This window comes from Bacteroides mediterraneensis (genome assembly GCF_025993685.1).
GTDB classification, from domain to species: domain Bacteria; phylum Bacteroidota; class Bacteroidia; order Bacteroidales; family Bacteroidaceae; genus Phocaeicola; species Phocaeicola mediterraneensis_A.
Map to the genome: position 1 here is coordinate 3,213,524 of NZ_DAJPEN010000001.1, position 17,205 is coordinate 3,230,728.

General features: G+C 43.5%; 11 protein-coding genes and 1 tRNA gene. 5 read left to right on the forward strand and 7 right to left on the reverse strand.

The genetic code is table 11. The features are described 5' to 3' along the window. Window positions 1–59 precede the first annotated feature (59 nt). From OIM59_RS13850 to OIM59_RS13860, 3 genes are read right to left on the reverse strand one after another with little or no spacing between them, the layout of a single operon-like run. Window positions 60–3,029: a glycoside hydrolase family 3 N-terminal domain-containing protein gene (locus tag OIM59_RS13850; protein ID WP_299171855.1), complete on the reverse strand. Its 2,970-nt coding sequence runs from the start codon at window positions 3,027–3,029 to the stop codon at window positions 60–62. Between the two features lie 13 nt (window positions 3,030–3,042). Continuing rightward, window positions 3,043–3,885, reverse strand: a complete 843-nt coding sequence (locus OIM59_RS13855; protein WP_299171858.1) for a bifunctional UDP-sugar hydrolase/5'-nucleotidase — start codon at window positions 3,883–3,885, stop codon at window positions 3,043–3,045. A 17-nt stretch (window positions 3,886–3,902) separates the two neighbouring features. Then, window positions 3,903–4,670, reverse strand: a complete 768-nt coding sequence (locus OIM59_RS13860) for a 5'-nucleotidase C-terminal domain-containing protein (RefSeq protein ID WP_299171860.1) — start codon at window positions 4,668–4,670, stop codon at window positions 3,903–3,905. 232 nt (window positions 4,671–4,902) lie between these two features. On the opposite strand from OIM59_RS13860, the gene rplS reads away from it, so the two are divergent. Further along, a complete protein-coding gene (rplS, locus tag OIM59_RS13865) occupies window positions 4,903–5,256 on the forward strand; it encodes a 50S ribosomal protein L19 (protein ID WP_022352866.1) in 354 nt (117 codons plus the stop codon). Window positions 5,257–5,325: 69 nt separating this feature from the next. Here rplS and OIM59_RS13870 read toward each other — a convergent pair whose 3' ends face one another. The 4 genes from OIM59_RS13870 to OIM59_RS13885 form a co-directional block, all read right to left on the reverse strand. Next, on the reverse strand, window positions 5,326–5,817 hold the full coding sequence (locus OIM59_RS13870) for an RNA polymerase sigma factor (protein ID WP_299171863.1): 492 nt from the start codon (window positions 5,815–5,817) through the stop codon (window positions 5,326–5,328). 81 nt (window positions 5,818–5,898) lie between these two features. Further along, window positions 5,899–6,354, reverse strand: a complete 456-nt coding sequence (locus OIM59_RS13875) for a ferritin-like domain-containing protein (protein WP_299171866.1) — start codon at window positions 6,352–6,354, stop codon at window positions 5,899–5,901. A gap of 827 nt (window positions 6,355–7,181) precedes the next feature. Further along, a tRNA-Lys gene (locus tag OIM59_RS13880) sits at window positions 7,182–7,257 on the reverse strand. 130 nt (window positions 7,258–7,387) lie between these two features. Further along, the gene (locus OIM59_RS13885; RefSeq protein WP_299171869.1) at window positions 7,388–7,984 is read right to left on the reverse strand and encodes a thymidine kinase; all 597 of its coding nucleotides are present in this window, start codon (window positions 7,982–7,984) and stop codon (window positions 7,388–7,390) included. A 189-nt stretch (window positions 7,985–8,173) separates the two neighbouring features. Between OIM59_RS13885 and rsmI the strand changes: the two genes are divergently transcribed. The 4 genes from rsmI (at window position 8,174) to OIM59_RS13905 (ending at window position 17,190) form a co-directional block, all read left to right on the forward strand. Next, window positions 8,174–8,848, forward strand: coding sequence for a 16S rRNA (cytidine(1402)-2'-O)-methyltransferase (rsmI, locus tag OIM59_RS13890; protein WP_299171871.1), 675 nt, complete (start codon window positions 8,174–8,176; stop codon window positions 8,846–8,848). A 24-nt stretch (window positions 8,849–8,872) separates the two neighbouring features. Beyond that, window positions 8,873–9,727 (forward strand): hypothetical protein, encoded by an 855-nt coding sequence (locus OIM59_RS13895; protein WP_299171874.1) that lies wholly within the window; start codon window positions 8,873–8,875, stop codon window positions 9,725–9,727. Between the two features lie 189 nt (window positions 9,728–9,916). Next, window positions 9,917–14,023 carry a two-component regulator propeller domain-containing protein gene (locus OIM59_RS13900; protein WP_299171877.1) on the forward strand — a complete coding sequence of 1,369 codons (4,107 nt, stop codon included), beginning with the start codon at window positions 9,917–9,919 and terminating at the stop codon, window positions 14,021–14,023. Between the two features lie 185 nt (window positions 14,024–14,208). Then, window positions 14,209–17,190, forward strand: coding sequence for a TonB-dependent receptor (locus OIM59_RS13905; protein ID WP_299171879.1), 2,982 nt, complete (start codon window positions 14,209–14,211; stop codon window positions 17,188–17,190). The last annotated feature ends 15 nt before the right edge of the window (window positions 17,191–17,205 follow it).

Below are 17,205 nucleotides of genomic sequence, written 5' to 3' on the forward strand. Positions count from 1 at the left end.
AATCAGTTGTCACATCCACTTTACATTTTCTAGCCAATTTATATCCTGTCTAAATAGATTCAGTGCATTATCGACTGGTACATTGCCTGTTGCATCCGGGTCCGAATGTTGTATTTCACCAGGTTGTTCGGTTCCAAGGCAGAAGGATATGTCCGGTTGCTCAGAAACACGAACACCAGGTCGTTGTCAGGATCCACCCACACACAAGTACCGGTATATCCGGTATGACCAAACACGGAAGCAGGTGCTTCAGGCGTGCACGGACTGTTTTCCGGATGTTCCATATCGGGTTTGTCGAAGCCCAACCCCCGGCGACTGCTACGCGACTTCAAGGTAGTAAAGAGTTCGCACGTCGCACGGCTCAGGTATCTCCGGTCGCCACAAATACCTTTGTCCAGCCACATCTGTGCAATCCGGCCCACATCGTGGGCCGTAGAAAACAGACCTGCATTTCCCGAAACGCCTCCCATAAAGGCAGCCGCCTCATCCTGCACAAACCCTTGTAAAGGGCCGCCGCGCAACAAATCTTTTCCCTCAGAAGGCACCATCTGCTCCTTCTTGAATTTATGTAAAGGCTGGAAAGCCGTATGCCTCAAGCCCATCGGACTGTAAAATATGCTGTCCAGGTACACGTCCATCGGTGTACCTGTTATTTTCTCCACCATCTCCTTCAGGAGCATGAAATTCAGACAACTGTAACGGTATGATTTCCCTTTCAACGGAGCCTCCACAATCTGCTTCACCACTTCCCGGCAAAATTCCTTGTTCAGAAACAAGCTGTCGGCCACTTGAAGCGGATAATCTGCCGACGGAATACGCGACACCCACTCCGGTTTATACCGGAAATCCTTGCACGCATATACATTCTCTGCCAGTTTCAGGGTATGGTTCTTATCGGGTTTCTTTCGGAACAGCTCTCCCTTGCACGACTTCATGTCGATGGCCTCTTCATAGAAAGGCAGATAAGCCGGAAGGCCTGATTCATGGAAAAGCAAATCCTGAATGGTAAGACGCGACTTGTCCGTTTTTTTCAATACTGGCAGATAATCCGATACCCGGTCGGTCAGGCCGAACTTCCCTTCATCATACAATTTCATGACTGCCAGCAGCGTAGCCGTCACCTTGGTCAGCGAGGCCAAATCGTAGAGACTGTTTTCCTTCACCGGAGTCATTCCCCCGTAGGTATAATTTCCAAAACACTTGTTGTACACCGGAAGTCCCTCCCGCAAAATCATGACATGACAACCCGGATAAGCCCCGAGTCTGATTCCTTCTTCCGCGATACTATCGATACGGGCCAGTATGGAGGCATCCATCCCCACCTCTTCCGGGGCATATTTACGAGGAGCATCCGGATCAACCGTAATTCCGTCGCCCGCCTTGAACAGCCCGGCCAACGGAATGGACAACCGCCCGTCGGCATACGCATTGCCTAAAAACAAATCGGCCACCTGACGCTGCACATCGTCCGCGTCCGTATGGGCCAAAATGACGGTGGAAGAATGGCGGACCACTTCCGGAACCTTCTCCAGCATCTTCATATCGCCGAAACAAACCAAAGCCAGCGGTTTGTCTGCCGCCAGATTTTCCAGCAAAGGCGCATAAGGTTCGATTTCCGCAGTGTGCAAAGCCACCAGCACACGCTGTGCCGGACGCAGACGAGTTCCGATTGCCTCCAGCGAATCCACATTCGCATGCAGCCAGCTGACTGGAAATTCCTCACGCAACTGATGATAAAAAGGATATGCCTCCGACAAGGAAGAAGACACACTCAGCAATACCGTCCCCGACACAGACAAATCGAGCGGAAGAAGGCCCAAAGAGTCCTTCAACACCGTCACTGCCGCCTTTGACAGGTTTTGCTGAAGCGCCAGCGACTCCAGGGTATTGATTTTCGCTTCAAATCCCTCCACTGGTATCTCCTGCCAGGAAGAAAGCCCCAAAGCGTACTTGAACATCAGTACCTTCCGGCACTTCCGGTCAATCTCTTCCTCCGATAAACGCCCTTTTTTAATGGCCGTCATGACCCCGTCAATCTCTTTCTTCAGGTTGCGGGGAGCCAGCAGCACATCGTTGCCGGCAATCAGCGCCTTTGCGCAAACATCTTCATGCCCTGCAATACCTTTCATTTCCAAAGCATCCGTCACCACAAGTCCTTGGAAGCGCAACTCGTCTATCAGCGTACGCATAATCACTCCTTGCGAGATGGAAGCCGGCTTCTCGCCCAAAGTAGGGGCGTGCAAATGGCCTACCATCACGCCACCCACACCGGCTTCAATAGCCTTCTTGAAAGGATACAATTCCACGCTGTCCAAACGCAGACGGTCAAAATTCAGCTTCGGAAGTGCCTTATGAGAATCGATTTCCGTATCGCCATGTCCCGGAAAATGCTTGCACACCGCCAGCACTCCCCCAGCCTCCAGTCCGGTGGCATAAGCCACCACCTTGTCGGCCACCCGTTTCGCCTCACTGCCGAACGAACGGAAGTTAATTACCGGATTATTGGGATTGTTGTCCACATCTGCCACGGGAGCAAAGTTCACCTGCACTCCTATCAAGCGGCACTGACGAGCCACCTCCTTTCCATAGGCATAAATCAGTGAATCATTCTGCACACAACCCAATACCCGGTTGTAAGGAAACGAGGGCGTATTTTTCAAGCGCATACCCAGTCCCCATTCCCCGTCGAAGGTAATCATCAACGGCACCGAGGCATACGACTGGGCAAAATTGGTCAGCTGCACCTGCTTGCCGGCTTCTCCACCGGTAAACAACAGGCCTCCGATGGCATAGTCTTCCACGGCCTTACGCAACACATTCTTAGTATACTGGTTCGTCACCGGTTGAAGCGTATAGATAAACAATTGGCCCACCTTCTGCTTCAAGGTCATACGCCCCATTTGCTCGTCCACCCATTTCCGGCAGGCTTCCGTGTCTTGCATCTGTTTTAAAAGAGCAGGCTCCTGCGCCAAAATACCATTTATCATCAGGCTGCACAGCACCCAGCTCCACCAACATCTTTTTATCATTCTGCCTTTTGTTTTAATTTTTCTGCATCTTGACCTTCATCTTTCCGACAAAGGCTGCACTTTTCCCCATCTGCTGCAAGGGTACCTCCACCCCATCCAGATTCTTATAAAATTCCGGAGCTTCAAAGAAGGAATGCGAATGTCCTCCCAGCACGATATCAATATGACGGGTATTTTCAATGAGTTCCACATCCGAGTAAGGTTCCCCTTTCCAACCCAGATGCGACAGGCAAATCACCAAATCACAATGTTCCTGATTCTTCAACAAATCGGCCACACGCTGCCCTTCCGACACAGGGTCTTCAAACTTCACATTGCCATAGTTGGCATGTGCCACCAGTCCGTCGAGTTCCGGACTCAACCCGAACACCCCGATGCGGATACCGTCCCGTTCCAGAATGGTGTATTCTTTCACCAAGCCTTCCAGCACCGTCCCAGTCACGTCATAATTGGCGCACACGATGGGGAACTGTGCCATCTTGAACAGACGGGCCATGTTATCCAGTCCGAAATCAAACTCATGGTTTCCGATGGTCCCGGCATCGTAGCCCATCTCGTTCATCATCTTGATTTCCACTTCTCCTTTAAACAGATTGTAATACGGGCTGCCCTGAGAAAAATCTCCCGAATCAAACAGTAACATGTCCTTGTGCTCCCGACGCTGCTCCTTGACAAAGGTGGCCCGACGCAGCATACCGGCCTTTCCCGCCAATAACGAATCGGGAAAATAAGAGGCGTATGGTTCTATACGACTGTGCATGTCGTTTGTGTGGAATATATACAATTCTTTTACCGACTGAGCTGCCAACACACCTGCCAACAGGCACATCAGCCACAAACAATATATCTTTTTCATATCTTTCGTTTTCTAGTTCAATTGGACGCACTCACTTTTATTCTCCCTTCTACCTGTGCAGAGACAAACTGTCCTTTCTGCTCGCACTGTTTTACCGCATCGAGCAACAGTCCCCGCAGCAACGCATCTTTCGGGAATGTCTTCGACTGCGCTTTCCTGAAAGCCATCATCCGGTCATTACCTTCGGCCAGATAATCGATGGTAGCTACCGTGTAGACTTTCTTTTCCTCTACCGGACGTCCATTGACTTTTGCATCCAGCAGATTCCCCTCTTCATCAATCTGCAAGGCAGCCCCACTAAGCCCCTCACCGTGCACGGAAGCAATCTCCACAAAAAGCTCCTTCAAAGTAGCACCGTCCATCGTCAATACGCACAAGGCATTCTCGAAAGGCGCAATCTCATAAATAGTGCCATAGGTAATCTCACCTTCCGGCATCGCATTCCGGATTCCTCCCATATTCATCACAGCCACATCAGCCGGCTTGCCAATGGCCCGCACGGCCGACTGACGAAGCACATCCGCAATCCAGTTTGACAAAGGTGATTCCGGACGATAGGCACTCAAAGCCTTTGCCGAATGCCCGATAACCGGCTTCATGATACTGTCTACTTTCTGCTGATAAGGCTTCAATATACTCAAGGCTTCAGGGTCGGCATTCCGGTCATATTTATCAGTTATGGCAATCCGTCCACCTTCAACACCCGCCAGCGAATAGCCTGAGCTACAACCGGCCAACAACCATCCGGCAAGCAACCCGACGGCCATACCTTTTACTAATTTCATTTTTACACAATTCATAAAAATAAGATTTATTTGAAGTCAAAAGTAGCGAAAAAAGAAACACAGACAAAAGCTATCTGAAAGCGTTCTCATTTTTTAATAAAATACACCGAAAACATTTGGCATCTTCATGGAAAATGGCTACCTTTGCCCCGCTTTCGCGCAATCGCTGTCAAAGAAGAGTTACTTGATATGTTGCGTTGTAACGATCAAACAATTTAATTTATTACAAAACATGGATTTAATTAAAATTGCAGAAGAAGCATTTGCTACTGGCAAACAGCATCCTTCATTCAAAGCTGGTGACACTATCACAGTAGCATACCGTATCGTTGAAGGTAGCAAGGAACGTGTACAGTTGTATCGCGGTGTTGTTATCAAAATTTCAGGTCACGGTGAAAAGAAACGTTTCACTGTCCGTAAAATGTCAGGTACAGTGGGTGTTGAACGTATCTTCCCATTGGAATCTCCGGCTATCGACAGCATCACTGTCAACAAAGTAGGTAAAGTTCGTCGCGCTAAATTGTACTATTTGCGTGCACTTACTGGTAAGAAAGCCAGAATTCAGGAAAAACGTGCAAACGCGTAATCCAAGTCTATCCCTGAAAAAAAGGCAAAATAAAAGAGCGTATCGGTTATCCCGATGCGCTCTTTTATTTTATGACTCATCCAGCATCTCCTTCAATCTTTTTTTTCCATAGAAGATACGACTCTTTACCAGCCCTATCGGAATCCCGGTACGATTCGCAATCTCCAGGTATTTGAACCCTTTCATCCTCATCGAAACGACCATCCGAAGATTTTCGGGCAATTCATCAATCACCTGACATATTTCCTTAAAACTATACTCATCATCTGCAAATTCCATCGCCCGAGCCATGTCCTCACTCACGTTACTATCAGACAGACTCAGAAACAGACAATATTTCTTTGACTTGCAGATATTGATGAAAATATTGTGCATAATAGTATATAACCAGCCCTTAAAATTGACATTTTCATTATACCTCTCTCTATTCTCAAGCGCTTTCAACAAGGTTTCCTGTATCAAATCTTCCGCATCCTCCCTTTGGGGAAACAACAAATACGCATAACTGCGAAGTTTTCCCTGCAGGGATATCAACTCCTCCTCAAAATCAAAACTTTCCATATCCGCTCACAACCTATTCCCTTTAATGACATGCATCCTCATTTTCTGTTTCACAATAATCCTATTGTCAATTCTATTCTTTTATTCCAAAGGCAACATCCTCCTCCACTCTTTCGCGAGTATCCGCAGCAATTCCAAAAAGAAATCGCTGACATTCACTTCATCTGCATACAAATCAAAGGCCAAACAGCGCAACGAAGAATCATCCACCTCACGGACCCATCTCAAAAAATCACTCACCTGACGATGAAAATATTGCTCGTGAGAAAAGAAGGCTTCCAATGCCGCTCTTGGCTCCAGTCTGTTTTCAGGCCTGAAGACCTGCCCCTTCAGAAAGACCATACCCCCTCCCGCCAGCAAATATTCGCTCATCCTACGAATGCATTCACCTTTCTTCCGCACCTGTATTCCCAACCAGGATGACAACATCGGCATACCTTGTTCACTAAAATACAATTGAAAGGCCATGTAAACCCCAGAAGACCATATTTCATTATTAAGCTGCTCATTGACAACTTCTTCTATGCTTTTATCCATAATTTCCCTTTTTGTATTGAATTAACAATCAGAAATAACAAATAACCAAAGACAGAAATTAAACAAAAGACATTTTGTCACACATTTTTTAGAAAAAACAGACAAAACGTCTATTTTCTTTCATTCATCTCTAACTCTTGAAGAATCTTATCAAACCCATCCACAGACAAAAGACCTTTGGCGGCCTGAATGTTTTTCAGCATCCGACAGACTACACGACTACACCCTATGCCTTGCCCTTATCATGAGGATATTCACAAGCTTTCCTCGCCCATTACATTAATTATAAAGAAGAAATGGCACAAGTTTTGCTCAACAGATTCATGACGATACAGAATACAAAGAAAAAATAGAAGAGAAAAATCCGATTACAGAAGGAACCACGGTCTACAGCATGAAGTGCTTTCATATACAATCCAATTGTCAGCTTACTTCCCCCAAAAGCCGTTATTATAATATAGTGAAGCGTGGGGAACTTTAGCATTACCTGTTCAGAAGTATCCCCATACTTGATAACCGAGTAATACATAAAGCCCCACGCCTATTATATAAATACATTTTCGATTCTGAACTGCAAATATAAATAGTCCGTGGAGCGTCTTTGTATTATCCATTGTTATCGTTACGAAATTGGGGATTTCCTGAACTTGTGGATAATGTCAAAACGCTTCTAATATTTTCTTTTCTCTTTTAGAATAAGACAAATATACAAAATTTTTAAATCACACAGAAAAACGGTACTATTATTTTTAGCTCTCCCGCCAGAAAGCCAATTACAGAAACCACTAAAACAAAAAGAGAGAGCCACTTAATGTGCCTCTCTCTTCTGGTGATCCGCTTGGGGCTCGAACCCAAGACCCCAACATTAAAAGTGTTGTGCTCTACCTGCTGAGCTAGCGAATCAATCCTTTGTCGCATCGGTCATTTCCCGATTGCGAGTGCAAAGGTAGATGTTTTTATCATAACTACCAAATATTGCAGCTATATTTTTTCAATATTTTTTCACCTAGTTACACATCATTCTGTTTTTCAACTATTTACTTAATTCCTGCTTCAAAGCTTTCTGATAGCAGCAGCGGCACAAAGGTTCATATTCCTCTTTTTCCCCCAACAGAACCCTTTTCTCGTTCGAAACGGTACGATGCGACACGTATGCCAGGTTTCCACACTTCACACAGATGGCATGTACTTTCGTGACTTCATCGGCAATGGCACACAATGCAGGCATCGGCCCAAAAGGAATCCCCTTAAAGTCCATATCCAATCCAGCGATAATTACCCGAATTCCCTGGTTGGCCAATTCATTGCACACCTCAGGCAATCCGTCATCAAAAAACTGAGCCTCGTCAATACCCACCACATCAATCTCCGAAGTAAACAAAAGAATGCTGGCAGAAGAATCAATCGGAGTCGATTTGATGCTATTATTGTCGTGCGACACCACATCCTCCTCCGAATAACGGGTATCTATGGCCGGCTTGAATATTTCCACCCGCTGATGGGCAAAAGTAGCCCGCCGCAAACGCCGAATCAACTCTTCCGTCTTTCCTGAAAACATGGAACCACATATCACTTCTATTCTTCCTCTCCGGCAAGTCTCTTCCCGGTGGTCTTCTGAAAATACTACCATATAGCTTCATTCTATAAAACAAGTGCAAAATTACAACGATAGGTTGAAACTGCCGAAAAATCGAGGTTTTTTTATTAATAGTGGCGAAAAGGAGATATAAAGAGAAAACTTCTGTTAAATGTTTGATGAATCGGGCGCGTGAAGACGAAAACTTTTTACCTTTGCTTTATCACATATTAAGAAAAGAAAATGGGTAAACTATATGTTGTACCTACTCCGGTAGGCAATATGGAGGACATGACTTTCCGTGCCATCCGCATCCTGAAAGAAGCGGATTTGATTCTGGCTGAAGATACACGTACATCGGGTATACTGCTGAAGCATTATGAAATCAAGAATGCCATGCAGTCTCATCATAAGTTCAATGAGCACCAGACCGTGGAAAGCGTAGTCAACCGCATCAAAGGAGGGCAAACTGTAGCCCTGATTTCCGATGCAGGTACTCCGGGCATATCCGACCCCGGGTTTCTGGTAGTGAGGGAATGCATAAGAAACGGCATCGAAGTACAATGTCTCCCTGGAGCCACCGCTTTTGTACCGGCACTGGTTTCTTCCGGTCTGCCGGACGAACGCTTTTGTTTCGAAGGTTTCCTTCCACAAAAAAAAGGCAGAATGACTCGTCTGAACGGTCTGAAAGAAGAAACACGCACAATGATTTTCTACGAATCACCCTATCGGCTGTTAAAAACCCTGACGCAATTTGCTGAGATTTTCGGTGCAGACCGTCCGGTATCCGTATGCCGTGAAATCTCCAAAATACATGAAGAAAGCGTACGGGGCACTTTACAGGAAGTCATTGCCCACTTCACAGAGACTGAACCAAGAGGAGAAATCGTCATCATACTTGGAGGAAAAGAAAACTAAATTATAATTCTAAATTAAAAAGTTATGAGAAAGGTTGTTTTATCTGCTTTATGTGCTGCCGCATTATTGACAGCATGTAACAATTCCAGCCAGGACAAAAGCACATTGCAAGCCCAGAACGATTCACTGATGCTTGAACTTTCCAACCGCGACACAGAGCTGGACGAAATCATGGGATCTTTTAATGAAATTCAGGAAGGATTCCGCGAAATCAATGAAGCTGAAAACCGTGTAGACTTGAAAGAAGGTACCCTCGAAAGCCAGTCGGCTGCCGACAAAATAAAAGAAGATATCCGCTTTATCAGCGAAAAACTGAAATCGAACCGTGAACAGATTGCCAAACTGGAAGCACAGCTGAAAAAAAGCAATTACCAGTCCGCACAACTGAAAAAAGCCATCAAAAACCTGACCGCAGAATTGGCTGCCAAACAACAGCAAATTGAAACATTACAGGCAGAACTGGCTGCCAAGAACATCCGTATCGCCGAACTGGACGAAGCGGTCATGGACTTGAACAAAAACGTAGACGAGCTGAGCGCTGAAAACGAGGCCAAGACAAAGACAGTGGAAGCACAGGACCAAGCACTGAACACTGCCTGGTATGTATTCGGAACGAAATCTGAACTGAAAGACCAGAAAATCCTGAAGAAAGGAGATGTCTTGAAAGACAACGAATTCAACAAAGATTATTTCACACAGATTGATATCCGTAAGGAAAAGGAAATCAAACTCTATTCCAAACGTGCTGAACTGCTAACCACTCATCCGCAAGGTTCTTACGAACTTGTGAAAGATGACAAAGGACAATTGACCTTGAAAATCAACAATCCGAATGAATTCTGGAGCGTATCACGCTATCTGGTAATTCAAGTGAGATAAATTCAAATTCATTTTACGCAAAGTCCTCTTATTCCTGCACGGAATGAGAGGATTTTCACTTTATATCCGGCCAAAATTACTCCCAACATCTCCCTTCCTGATAAATGAAACGATTGAACTCTATTTTTTCATTTTTTTTGTATTAACAAATAGTATTTCTAAATTTGCATTTATTATTTGCATAATACCATGAAACGACATCTTCTACTATACCCAATATTTACCTTAATTTCCATTTTTGCATGGGGAAATTCCACTATTTCCACAGAATATATTAACTTCAGCCCACTAAGGAACCTCATACAACTTCCCACAAACGAAGTCCGGAATCTTTTTCAAGACAAAGAAGGCTACATTTGGATTGCCACTTATAACGGACTGGTACGCTATGACGGTTATTCCACCAAAGTATACCATGCAGGACCTGAAGGCAGTGAAAAATCAATTGACGGATTCATCAATACCATTGCAGAGGATTACCAGTGCAATCTATGGATTGGCACCCATAACGGGTTATACAAACTGAATAAGAAGAACGATAAAATAGAAAAAATTTCGCTTCCACATCCGCAAGTGACAAATGTAGAGACAGTCACATGCACCCACAAAGGAGCGGTATGGGTAGGAACCAACAAAGGCCTGTTCATAAAGAAAGAAAATGAAGCCAGTTTCACCCAATATAAGTTTGAAACAAACATTGACGTCAAATCCATACTAGAAGACAAGAGAGGACATATTTGGATTGGTACATGGAGCCAAGGACTCTACCGCTATGACCCTATGCGACAACAACTTTACACTTATCATAATGTATGTCCCAGCAATTCCGCACATGTCATTTTTCAGGATAAGAATGAAAATATATGGATTGGGACATGGAGGTATGGCCTATTAAAAATGCAGAATCCATACGACATGCAACACTATGGATTTATCCGATACACCCATGATACAAATAACCCATCGAGCATTGCAGATAATATTATCTATGCCATCACTCAAGACAAAAACACCGGAAAAATCTGGATTGGCTCTCGAAGTGCACTCAGCATCATGGAATCTGAAAACGGAACATTTACCAATTATTATCCGAGCGACAAAAGCGGACATCTCCCTTTTAATGAAGTGGATGCATTACTATCCAGCACTGACGGCTTGATGTGGGTAGGAATGCTTGGAGGAGGAATCCGTGTAGCCAACACCAATACCCGGAAATTCAACCTGAATTCGCTGAGAACCATACGCGACATATTTCCCAGCGCATCGGTCAGAGCAATCTGCCCTATCGACCATAATTGGATCTGGATAGGCATCATGGGATTTGGATTTGTAAAATACAACATCCGGAGCCAAGAAGTCATTCCCTACAACCAAATGCAAGCATTTAAAGAATTACCTCCCGTATCAACCATCAACGAAATCATTCGTCTCAAAGGTAAAGACGAATATTGCTTCGCCACATGGGATGACGGACTTTGGATTTTTGACGGGAAAAAAGTGCGGGAAATCAACATTGACTCTTATCCACAACTGACGGATGTGTGCATCTACTCCGTATTTGAGGATAATCACGGAAATATATGGTTGGGAACCCGAAGCGGCATCTTTTTACTCGACATCAAAAGGAAAATGTATGCACTGAACGACTTGATAGAAAACGGCTCCTATATTCCTCCCAAAGAATCCATATTCCGTTTGCAAGAAGACAAAGACGGCAATATCTGGGCTGCAACTCCTAATTCAGGTATTTGGAAAATCACTCCCAAGAACCATAAATTCGTCACCAAACAATACAGCATCAACCTCGGGAATGCAGAAGCTGTGGGTGCCATGACACTGTATATTGACAGCGAGAATACCATTTGGGCAGGTACAAATGGGAAAGGACTAAATGTTTACAATCCTCACAAAGATTGTTTTCAGAATGCATTACCCAATGCAATGAAAAAGGGGGAAGTGGTATCTTGCATACTCGAAGACAACCAGAAAGGACTATGGGTTACCATGACCTCTGAAATGATTCATATTGATAAAACGAAAAAAGGAAACAACATACAGGCATTCACCACCGAAGACGGACTGCAAGATTACATATTCAACCGGAACGCCTGTGCCAAAGGACAAGACGGCAAACTGTATTTCGGCGGGGTACACGGCATAAACAGTTTCTTTCCGGAAGAAATCAATTATGATACAGTTTCATATCCTGTAGTATTAACCGACTTGAAAATCTACAACACCTCCATTTCACACATGGCAGACACGGAACTGCAAAAAATAATGGATTCATCCCTGGAATATACACAACATATAACTCTCTCATACAAACAAAATAATTTCAGTATCGGATTCTCGGCATTAAACTATATCAACCCTCTACTGAATAAATATGAATACAAGCTGGAAGGATATGATAATCAATGGATTTCCACGGAAGGTTACCAGCCTGCCGCATTCTATAACAATCTTCCTGCAGGTACTTATACCTTTTCTGTAAAAGGAAGCAATCCGAATGGATTATGGTCGGACAACATACGTTCTGTAACCCTCACAATATTACCTCCTCCCTGGCTAACTTGGTGGGCTTATTGCATTTATGCCATTCTTTTCGCCCTACTGATATGGTACGCTTACAGAATCATACGCAAAAGAATCCATTTGCAACAAATGGTAGAATGGGCTAATATGCAGCGCCAGAAAAATGAGGAAATCAATCATAGCAAACTGCAATTCTTCACCAATATCACCCATGAGCTACTGACTCCCTTATCCATTATATCCGCTTCTATTGATGAAATAAAAATACATTTCCCGGAAACTCGGAACTCACTGCCGGAAATAGAAGACAACCTATTGCGGTTGAAGCGATTAATACAGCAGATACTGGAATTCAGAAAAGTGGAAAACGGACGTCAGAAGCTAAAGGTTTCCTACGGTAACCTAACGACTTTCCTCCAACATTCCGCACAAGCTTTTACCCCATTGGTAAAAAAAAGAAATCTGCACTTTGCCTTTCAAAACATGAATACCGAATACCAAGGTTATTTTGACCATGACAAATTAGATAAAATCATTTACAACCTTTTATCTAATGCAGCCAAATATACAACAGAAAATAAGACAATTACGATAGCCCAGGCCTATCAAAGCGAACAAAAGCTGTTCCAGATAAGCATCAGCAACCCAGGAGAACCGATACCTGAAAATAAACTGAAACATCTGTTTGAAAGATTTTATGAAGGGGAATATCGTAAATTCCACACCATTGGAACCGGAATCGGACTGTCTTTGACGAAAGATCTTACCCTCTTACATCATGGACAGATTAAAGTGGAGAGCGACAAAGAAAAAGGAAATACGTTTACTATATTAATTCCCATAAACAAAGACGCTTATAGCAAAGAAGAAATTGATGAAGAAAACGAAAACTATGCGAATGTGGAATCGAATACCCAACAGGAAGAAACCAACTATTTACCTGCAGATACCATCCCGGCATTCCCAGACCATGGTTCCAAGAAAGAAAAGCCTTCCTTATTGCTGGTAGAAGACAATGAAGAGCTACGGAATGTCATGCGGCGCATCCTTACAGATTATTTTGACCTTACAGAAGCTTCCTGCGGTGAAACGGCTTTACTTCAACTGGAGGACAAGAATATAGATATAATCGTGTCCGACGTCATGATGCCAGGAATGGACGGATTTGAACTATGCAAGAAAGTGAAAGAAAAATTCGAGACAAAACATATTCCGGTTATCCTGCTAACTGCCAGAACCAGCGATATCGATAGAATTGAAGGATATGAAGCAGGAGCAGACGGATATATATGCAAACCGCTGAATATTTCAGTCCTGCTCGCCAAAATAGAGAACCTACTGAAGAAAAGTGAGGCCCACAATGGTGATTCCAGAAAACAACTGATTTTTGAAGCCAAACACGTAGACTATACAAGCCAAGATGAAGAATTTCTAAAGAAAGCCATCGAATGTGTGAATGCACATTTGAGCGATGTGGATTTCGATACAGTGACATTTGTCAAGGAAATGCAAATGTCCAGAAGTACGTTAAATGAAAAGCTGAAACAACTGACCGATATGACACCTCTTACATTCATATCAAGCATACGCCTGCAGGCTGCATTCCGCCTACTGGAAGAAAAGAAAAAAATACGTGTCTCCGAGCTGGCCTATTCTGTAGGTTTCAATGACCCTAAATACTTTAGCCAATGTTTCAAGAAAAAATTTGGATTTTTACCTAAAGAATATACCACAAACAAGGAAAACGACAAAGAATAAAGAATCAACCCTATCGGGAATGGATGAAAAAATAGCAGAAAAGGATGAATTTTTAGTTTTTATCCTTTTCTGCTATTTTTTCATCGCCACATCGTCTTCATAAAACTAACTTTGAGCATGCTCAATCAAAGAAAGCAAACTTAAACATTAATATTATGAAACGTAGAAAACTAAATGTAAGTAAAATGTTAGCTTTAGGACTGCTCATATCCTATTCCACTCACATTGAAGCTAACATTGCCAACGAAACGACTAGCATCCAACAAAACAACACCTACAAAGTTAGCGGAATTGTCACCGATACGAATGGGGAACCTGTAATTGGAGCCAGTATCGTCGAAAAAGGTACATCCAATGGAACAATTACAGACCTTGATGGAAAATTCGTTCTTGAAGTCAGTGCAGGAGCCACATTAAACATATCTTACATAGGTTATAAAAGCCAAGAAGCGAAAGTCGACCGCAATGGATTATCACTCAAGCTTACCTTAAAAGAAGATACTGAAACACTAGACGAAGTCATCGTGGTTGGATACGGAACAGTCCGTAAAGCCGACTTGGCTGGTTCCGTAGCTGTCATGGACAACAAGTCTTTCAAAGACCAGCCTGTAACCCGAATCTCCGAAGCTCTTCAAGGACGTGTATCCGGCGTACAAGTAGAAAACAGTGGAGTTCCGGGCGGAGATATCCGAATCCGTGTACGTGGTGCCAACTCTGTAAACCTTAGCAATGAGCCTCTATATGTAGTAGACGGAATTGTTCGTGAAGGAGGTTTAAGCGGCCTCAACACTGACGACATCAAATCTATCCAAGTTTTAAAAGATGCCTCTTCTACTGCAATATATGGTTCTCGAGGTGCCAATGGAGTTGTATTGGTTACAACAAAGACAGGTGTGGCCGGACAAACTCAAATTACATTTGATGCATCAGTAGGAGTATCCAATGTATACAAACACTATGATATGCTCAGCCCGTACGAATATGCTGAAGCATATAATTTCTGGTATCCAGGAAACGGTTACTCTGACAGCGAACTGGAAGCGCTCAAGACAGGAAAAAAAGGAATCAACTGGCAGGATGAAATGTTCCGGTCCGGCTTGGTACAAAACTACAAACTAGCCCTTTCAGGAGGTAGTGAGAAAACACAGTATTATGTTTCTGCCAATTACGTAAACGAACAGGGTGTACTGCGTTATTCTGACAATGAAAGATACTCCGCACGTGTCAACTTAAATTCAGACGTAACAAAATGGCTGACGGTTACTACCGACATACAATTCACTCATGGTGTAAGAAACGGAAACACCTACATTGCCAGCAAAGGAAATCCTATATTCAACTCGCTGAACTATGATCCTACCATGGACATGTTTACTGAAGACGGGAAATATAATGTAGGTAAAAACACAACTGGAGGTAATCCGTTGGCAGCCATCGAAGCCACAGACAATGAACTGCGCACTTATGCAGCCACTGGAAATCTGTCATTGCGATTCAAGATTATTGACGGATTGACATTTACAACTACAAATGCATTCGATTATCAGGATAACAAATCATATTCATTCTCTTCTGCCAAAGCAGGTCCTACAGCCATCAGCAGCATGGGCAATAGTGATGCCTTCCGAATGATGTTGCAATCTACGAACAATTTCACTTACATGAAAAAATTCGGTAAACATAACCTGACTGCCACAGCTGTCTGGGAAGCCACCTCAACCGAATATCGCAACATGAACATCGGTGGAAATAATCTTTCCACGGAAGCTGTAGGGTGGTGGAATGTAAACATGGCAAGCACAAAAACATTAGGTAACAGCTACTCAAGAGAAACCTTACTATCGGGTGTAGGACGTGTGATTTATAACTACAACGACCGCTATACCTTAACAGCGACATTCCGTGCAGATGGTTCTTCTAAGTTCAGCAAAGACAAATGGGGATACTTTCCTTCTATTGCAGCAGCATGGGACATCAGCAACGAACCTTTCCTGAAAGATTTCCACGCAATACAAAACATGAAATTGCGTGCCAGCTATGGTGTGATTGGTAATCAAGGCATTGGATCATACTCTACTCTTGGATTGTTAGGGCAAGCTTATACCAACTATGGAACTTCTTCACAACTGTATTATGGTTACTGGCCCACATCATTACCAACCCCTGATGTCACTTGGGAAAAGACCAAACAATTTGACTTAGGACTGGAATTTGCCGTATGGAACCAGCGTTTGTCATTCTCATTCGACTATTTCTACAAACGTACGGTCGACTGCTTGATGCAGGAACCTATTCCAGGTTATAACGGAGGTGGAAACTATCTGGCAAATGTAGGACGAATTGACAATAAAGGTCTTGATTTCTCTATCAACGCTCATCTAATCCAAACAAAGGACTGGCAATGGAATACAACTTTAACAGGTACATACCTGAAGAATGAAGTAAAAAGCTTAGGTACCAATGAGTATATTTACGGAAAAACTCCTGCCGATAAAATGGCAGATGAATCTACTATCGTCATGCCGGGATACAGCATTGGTTCTTTCTACGGATATATTTGGGAAGGAATCAGTAAAGATGGTAAGAATGTATATGCAGATTTGAACAATAATGGAAGTATTGATGCCGGCGACCGTACTGTAATCGGTAATGCAAATCCAAACTTCACCTTTGGATGGAACAATACAGTAAACTACAAGAACTGGGATTTAAGCATGTTCCTGACAGGAGCTTTTGGAATGGACCGCCTGAATCTGGTACGCTATGCCATGTCTACCTCTATCTCAGATGCATCCTTCATCAACACAAAAGAAGCATACGAATACAACTGGGATGTCAATCCGAACAATGCCAAATTTGCATCTTTACTGAACGGAGGTACCAACTATGCAAACTCAACTCAATGGGTGGAAAATGCCAGTTATGTACGCTTGGCTAACTTAAGTTTAGGATATACTTTCCCGAAATCTAAAACAAAATTTGCTGATATCCGTTTGTCTGTCAGTTGCCAGAACCTGTTCACCATTACCAAATATAAAGGTATGGATCCTACAGCCTCAGCCTTTACAGACGATTCTTCAAAGAGTGTGGACGTAAGTAGCGGCGTAGATATAGGTGGTTATCCAACTCCTAGAACTTTCACCTTCGGTGTAAAGATGAATTTCTAATATCAACAATGCATA

What these genes read in the sequence shown, in the direction of transcription:
- OIM59_RS13870 (WP_299171863.1), bottom strand. Translation starts at nt 5,817, where the DNA reads ATGGAAAGTTTTGATTTTGAGGAGGAGTTGATATCCCTGCAGGGAAAA.
- rplS (WP_022352866.1), top strand. Translation starts at nt 4,903, where the DNA reads ATGGATTTAATTAAAATTGCAGAAGAAGCATTTGCTACTGGCAAACAG.
- OIM59_RS13875 (WP_299171866.1), bottom strand. Translation starts at nt 6,354, where the DNA reads ATGGATAAAAGCATAGAAGAAGTTGTCAATGAGCAGCTTAATAATGAA.
- OIM59_RS13895 (WP_299171874.1), top strand. Translation starts at nt 8,873, where the DNA reads ATGAGAAAGGTTGTTTTATCTGCTTTATGTGCTGCCGCATTATTGACA.
- rsmI (WP_299171871.1), top strand. Translation starts at nt 8,174, where the DNA reads ATGGGTAAACTATATGTTGTACCTACTCCGGTAGGCAATATGGAGGAC.
- OIM59_RS13905 (WP_299171879.1), top strand. Translation starts at nt 14,209, where the DNA reads ATGTTAGCTTTAGGACTGCTCATATCCTATTCCACTCACATTGAAGCT.
- OIM59_RS13855 (WP_299171858.1), bottom strand. Translation starts at nt 3,885, where the DNA reads ATGAAAAAGATATATTGTTTGTGGCTGATGTGCCTGTTGGCAGGTGTG.
- OIM59_RS13860 (WP_299171860.1), bottom strand. Translation starts at nt 4,670, where the DNA reads ATGAAATTAGTAAAAGGTATGGCCGTCGGGTTGCTTGCCGGATGGTTG.
- OIM59_RS13850 (WP_299171855.1), bottom strand. Translation starts at nt 3,029, where the DNA reads ATGATAAAAAGATGTTGGTGGAGCTGGGTGCTGTGCAGCCTGATGATA.
- OIM59_RS13885 (WP_299171869.1), bottom strand. Translation starts at nt 7,984, where the DNA reads ATGGTAGTATTTTCAGAAGACCACCGGGAAGAGACTTGCCGGAGAGGA.
- OIM59_RS13900 (WP_299171877.1), top strand. Translation starts at nt 9,917, where the DNA reads ATGAAACGACATCTTCTACTATACCCAATATTTACCTTAATTTCCATT.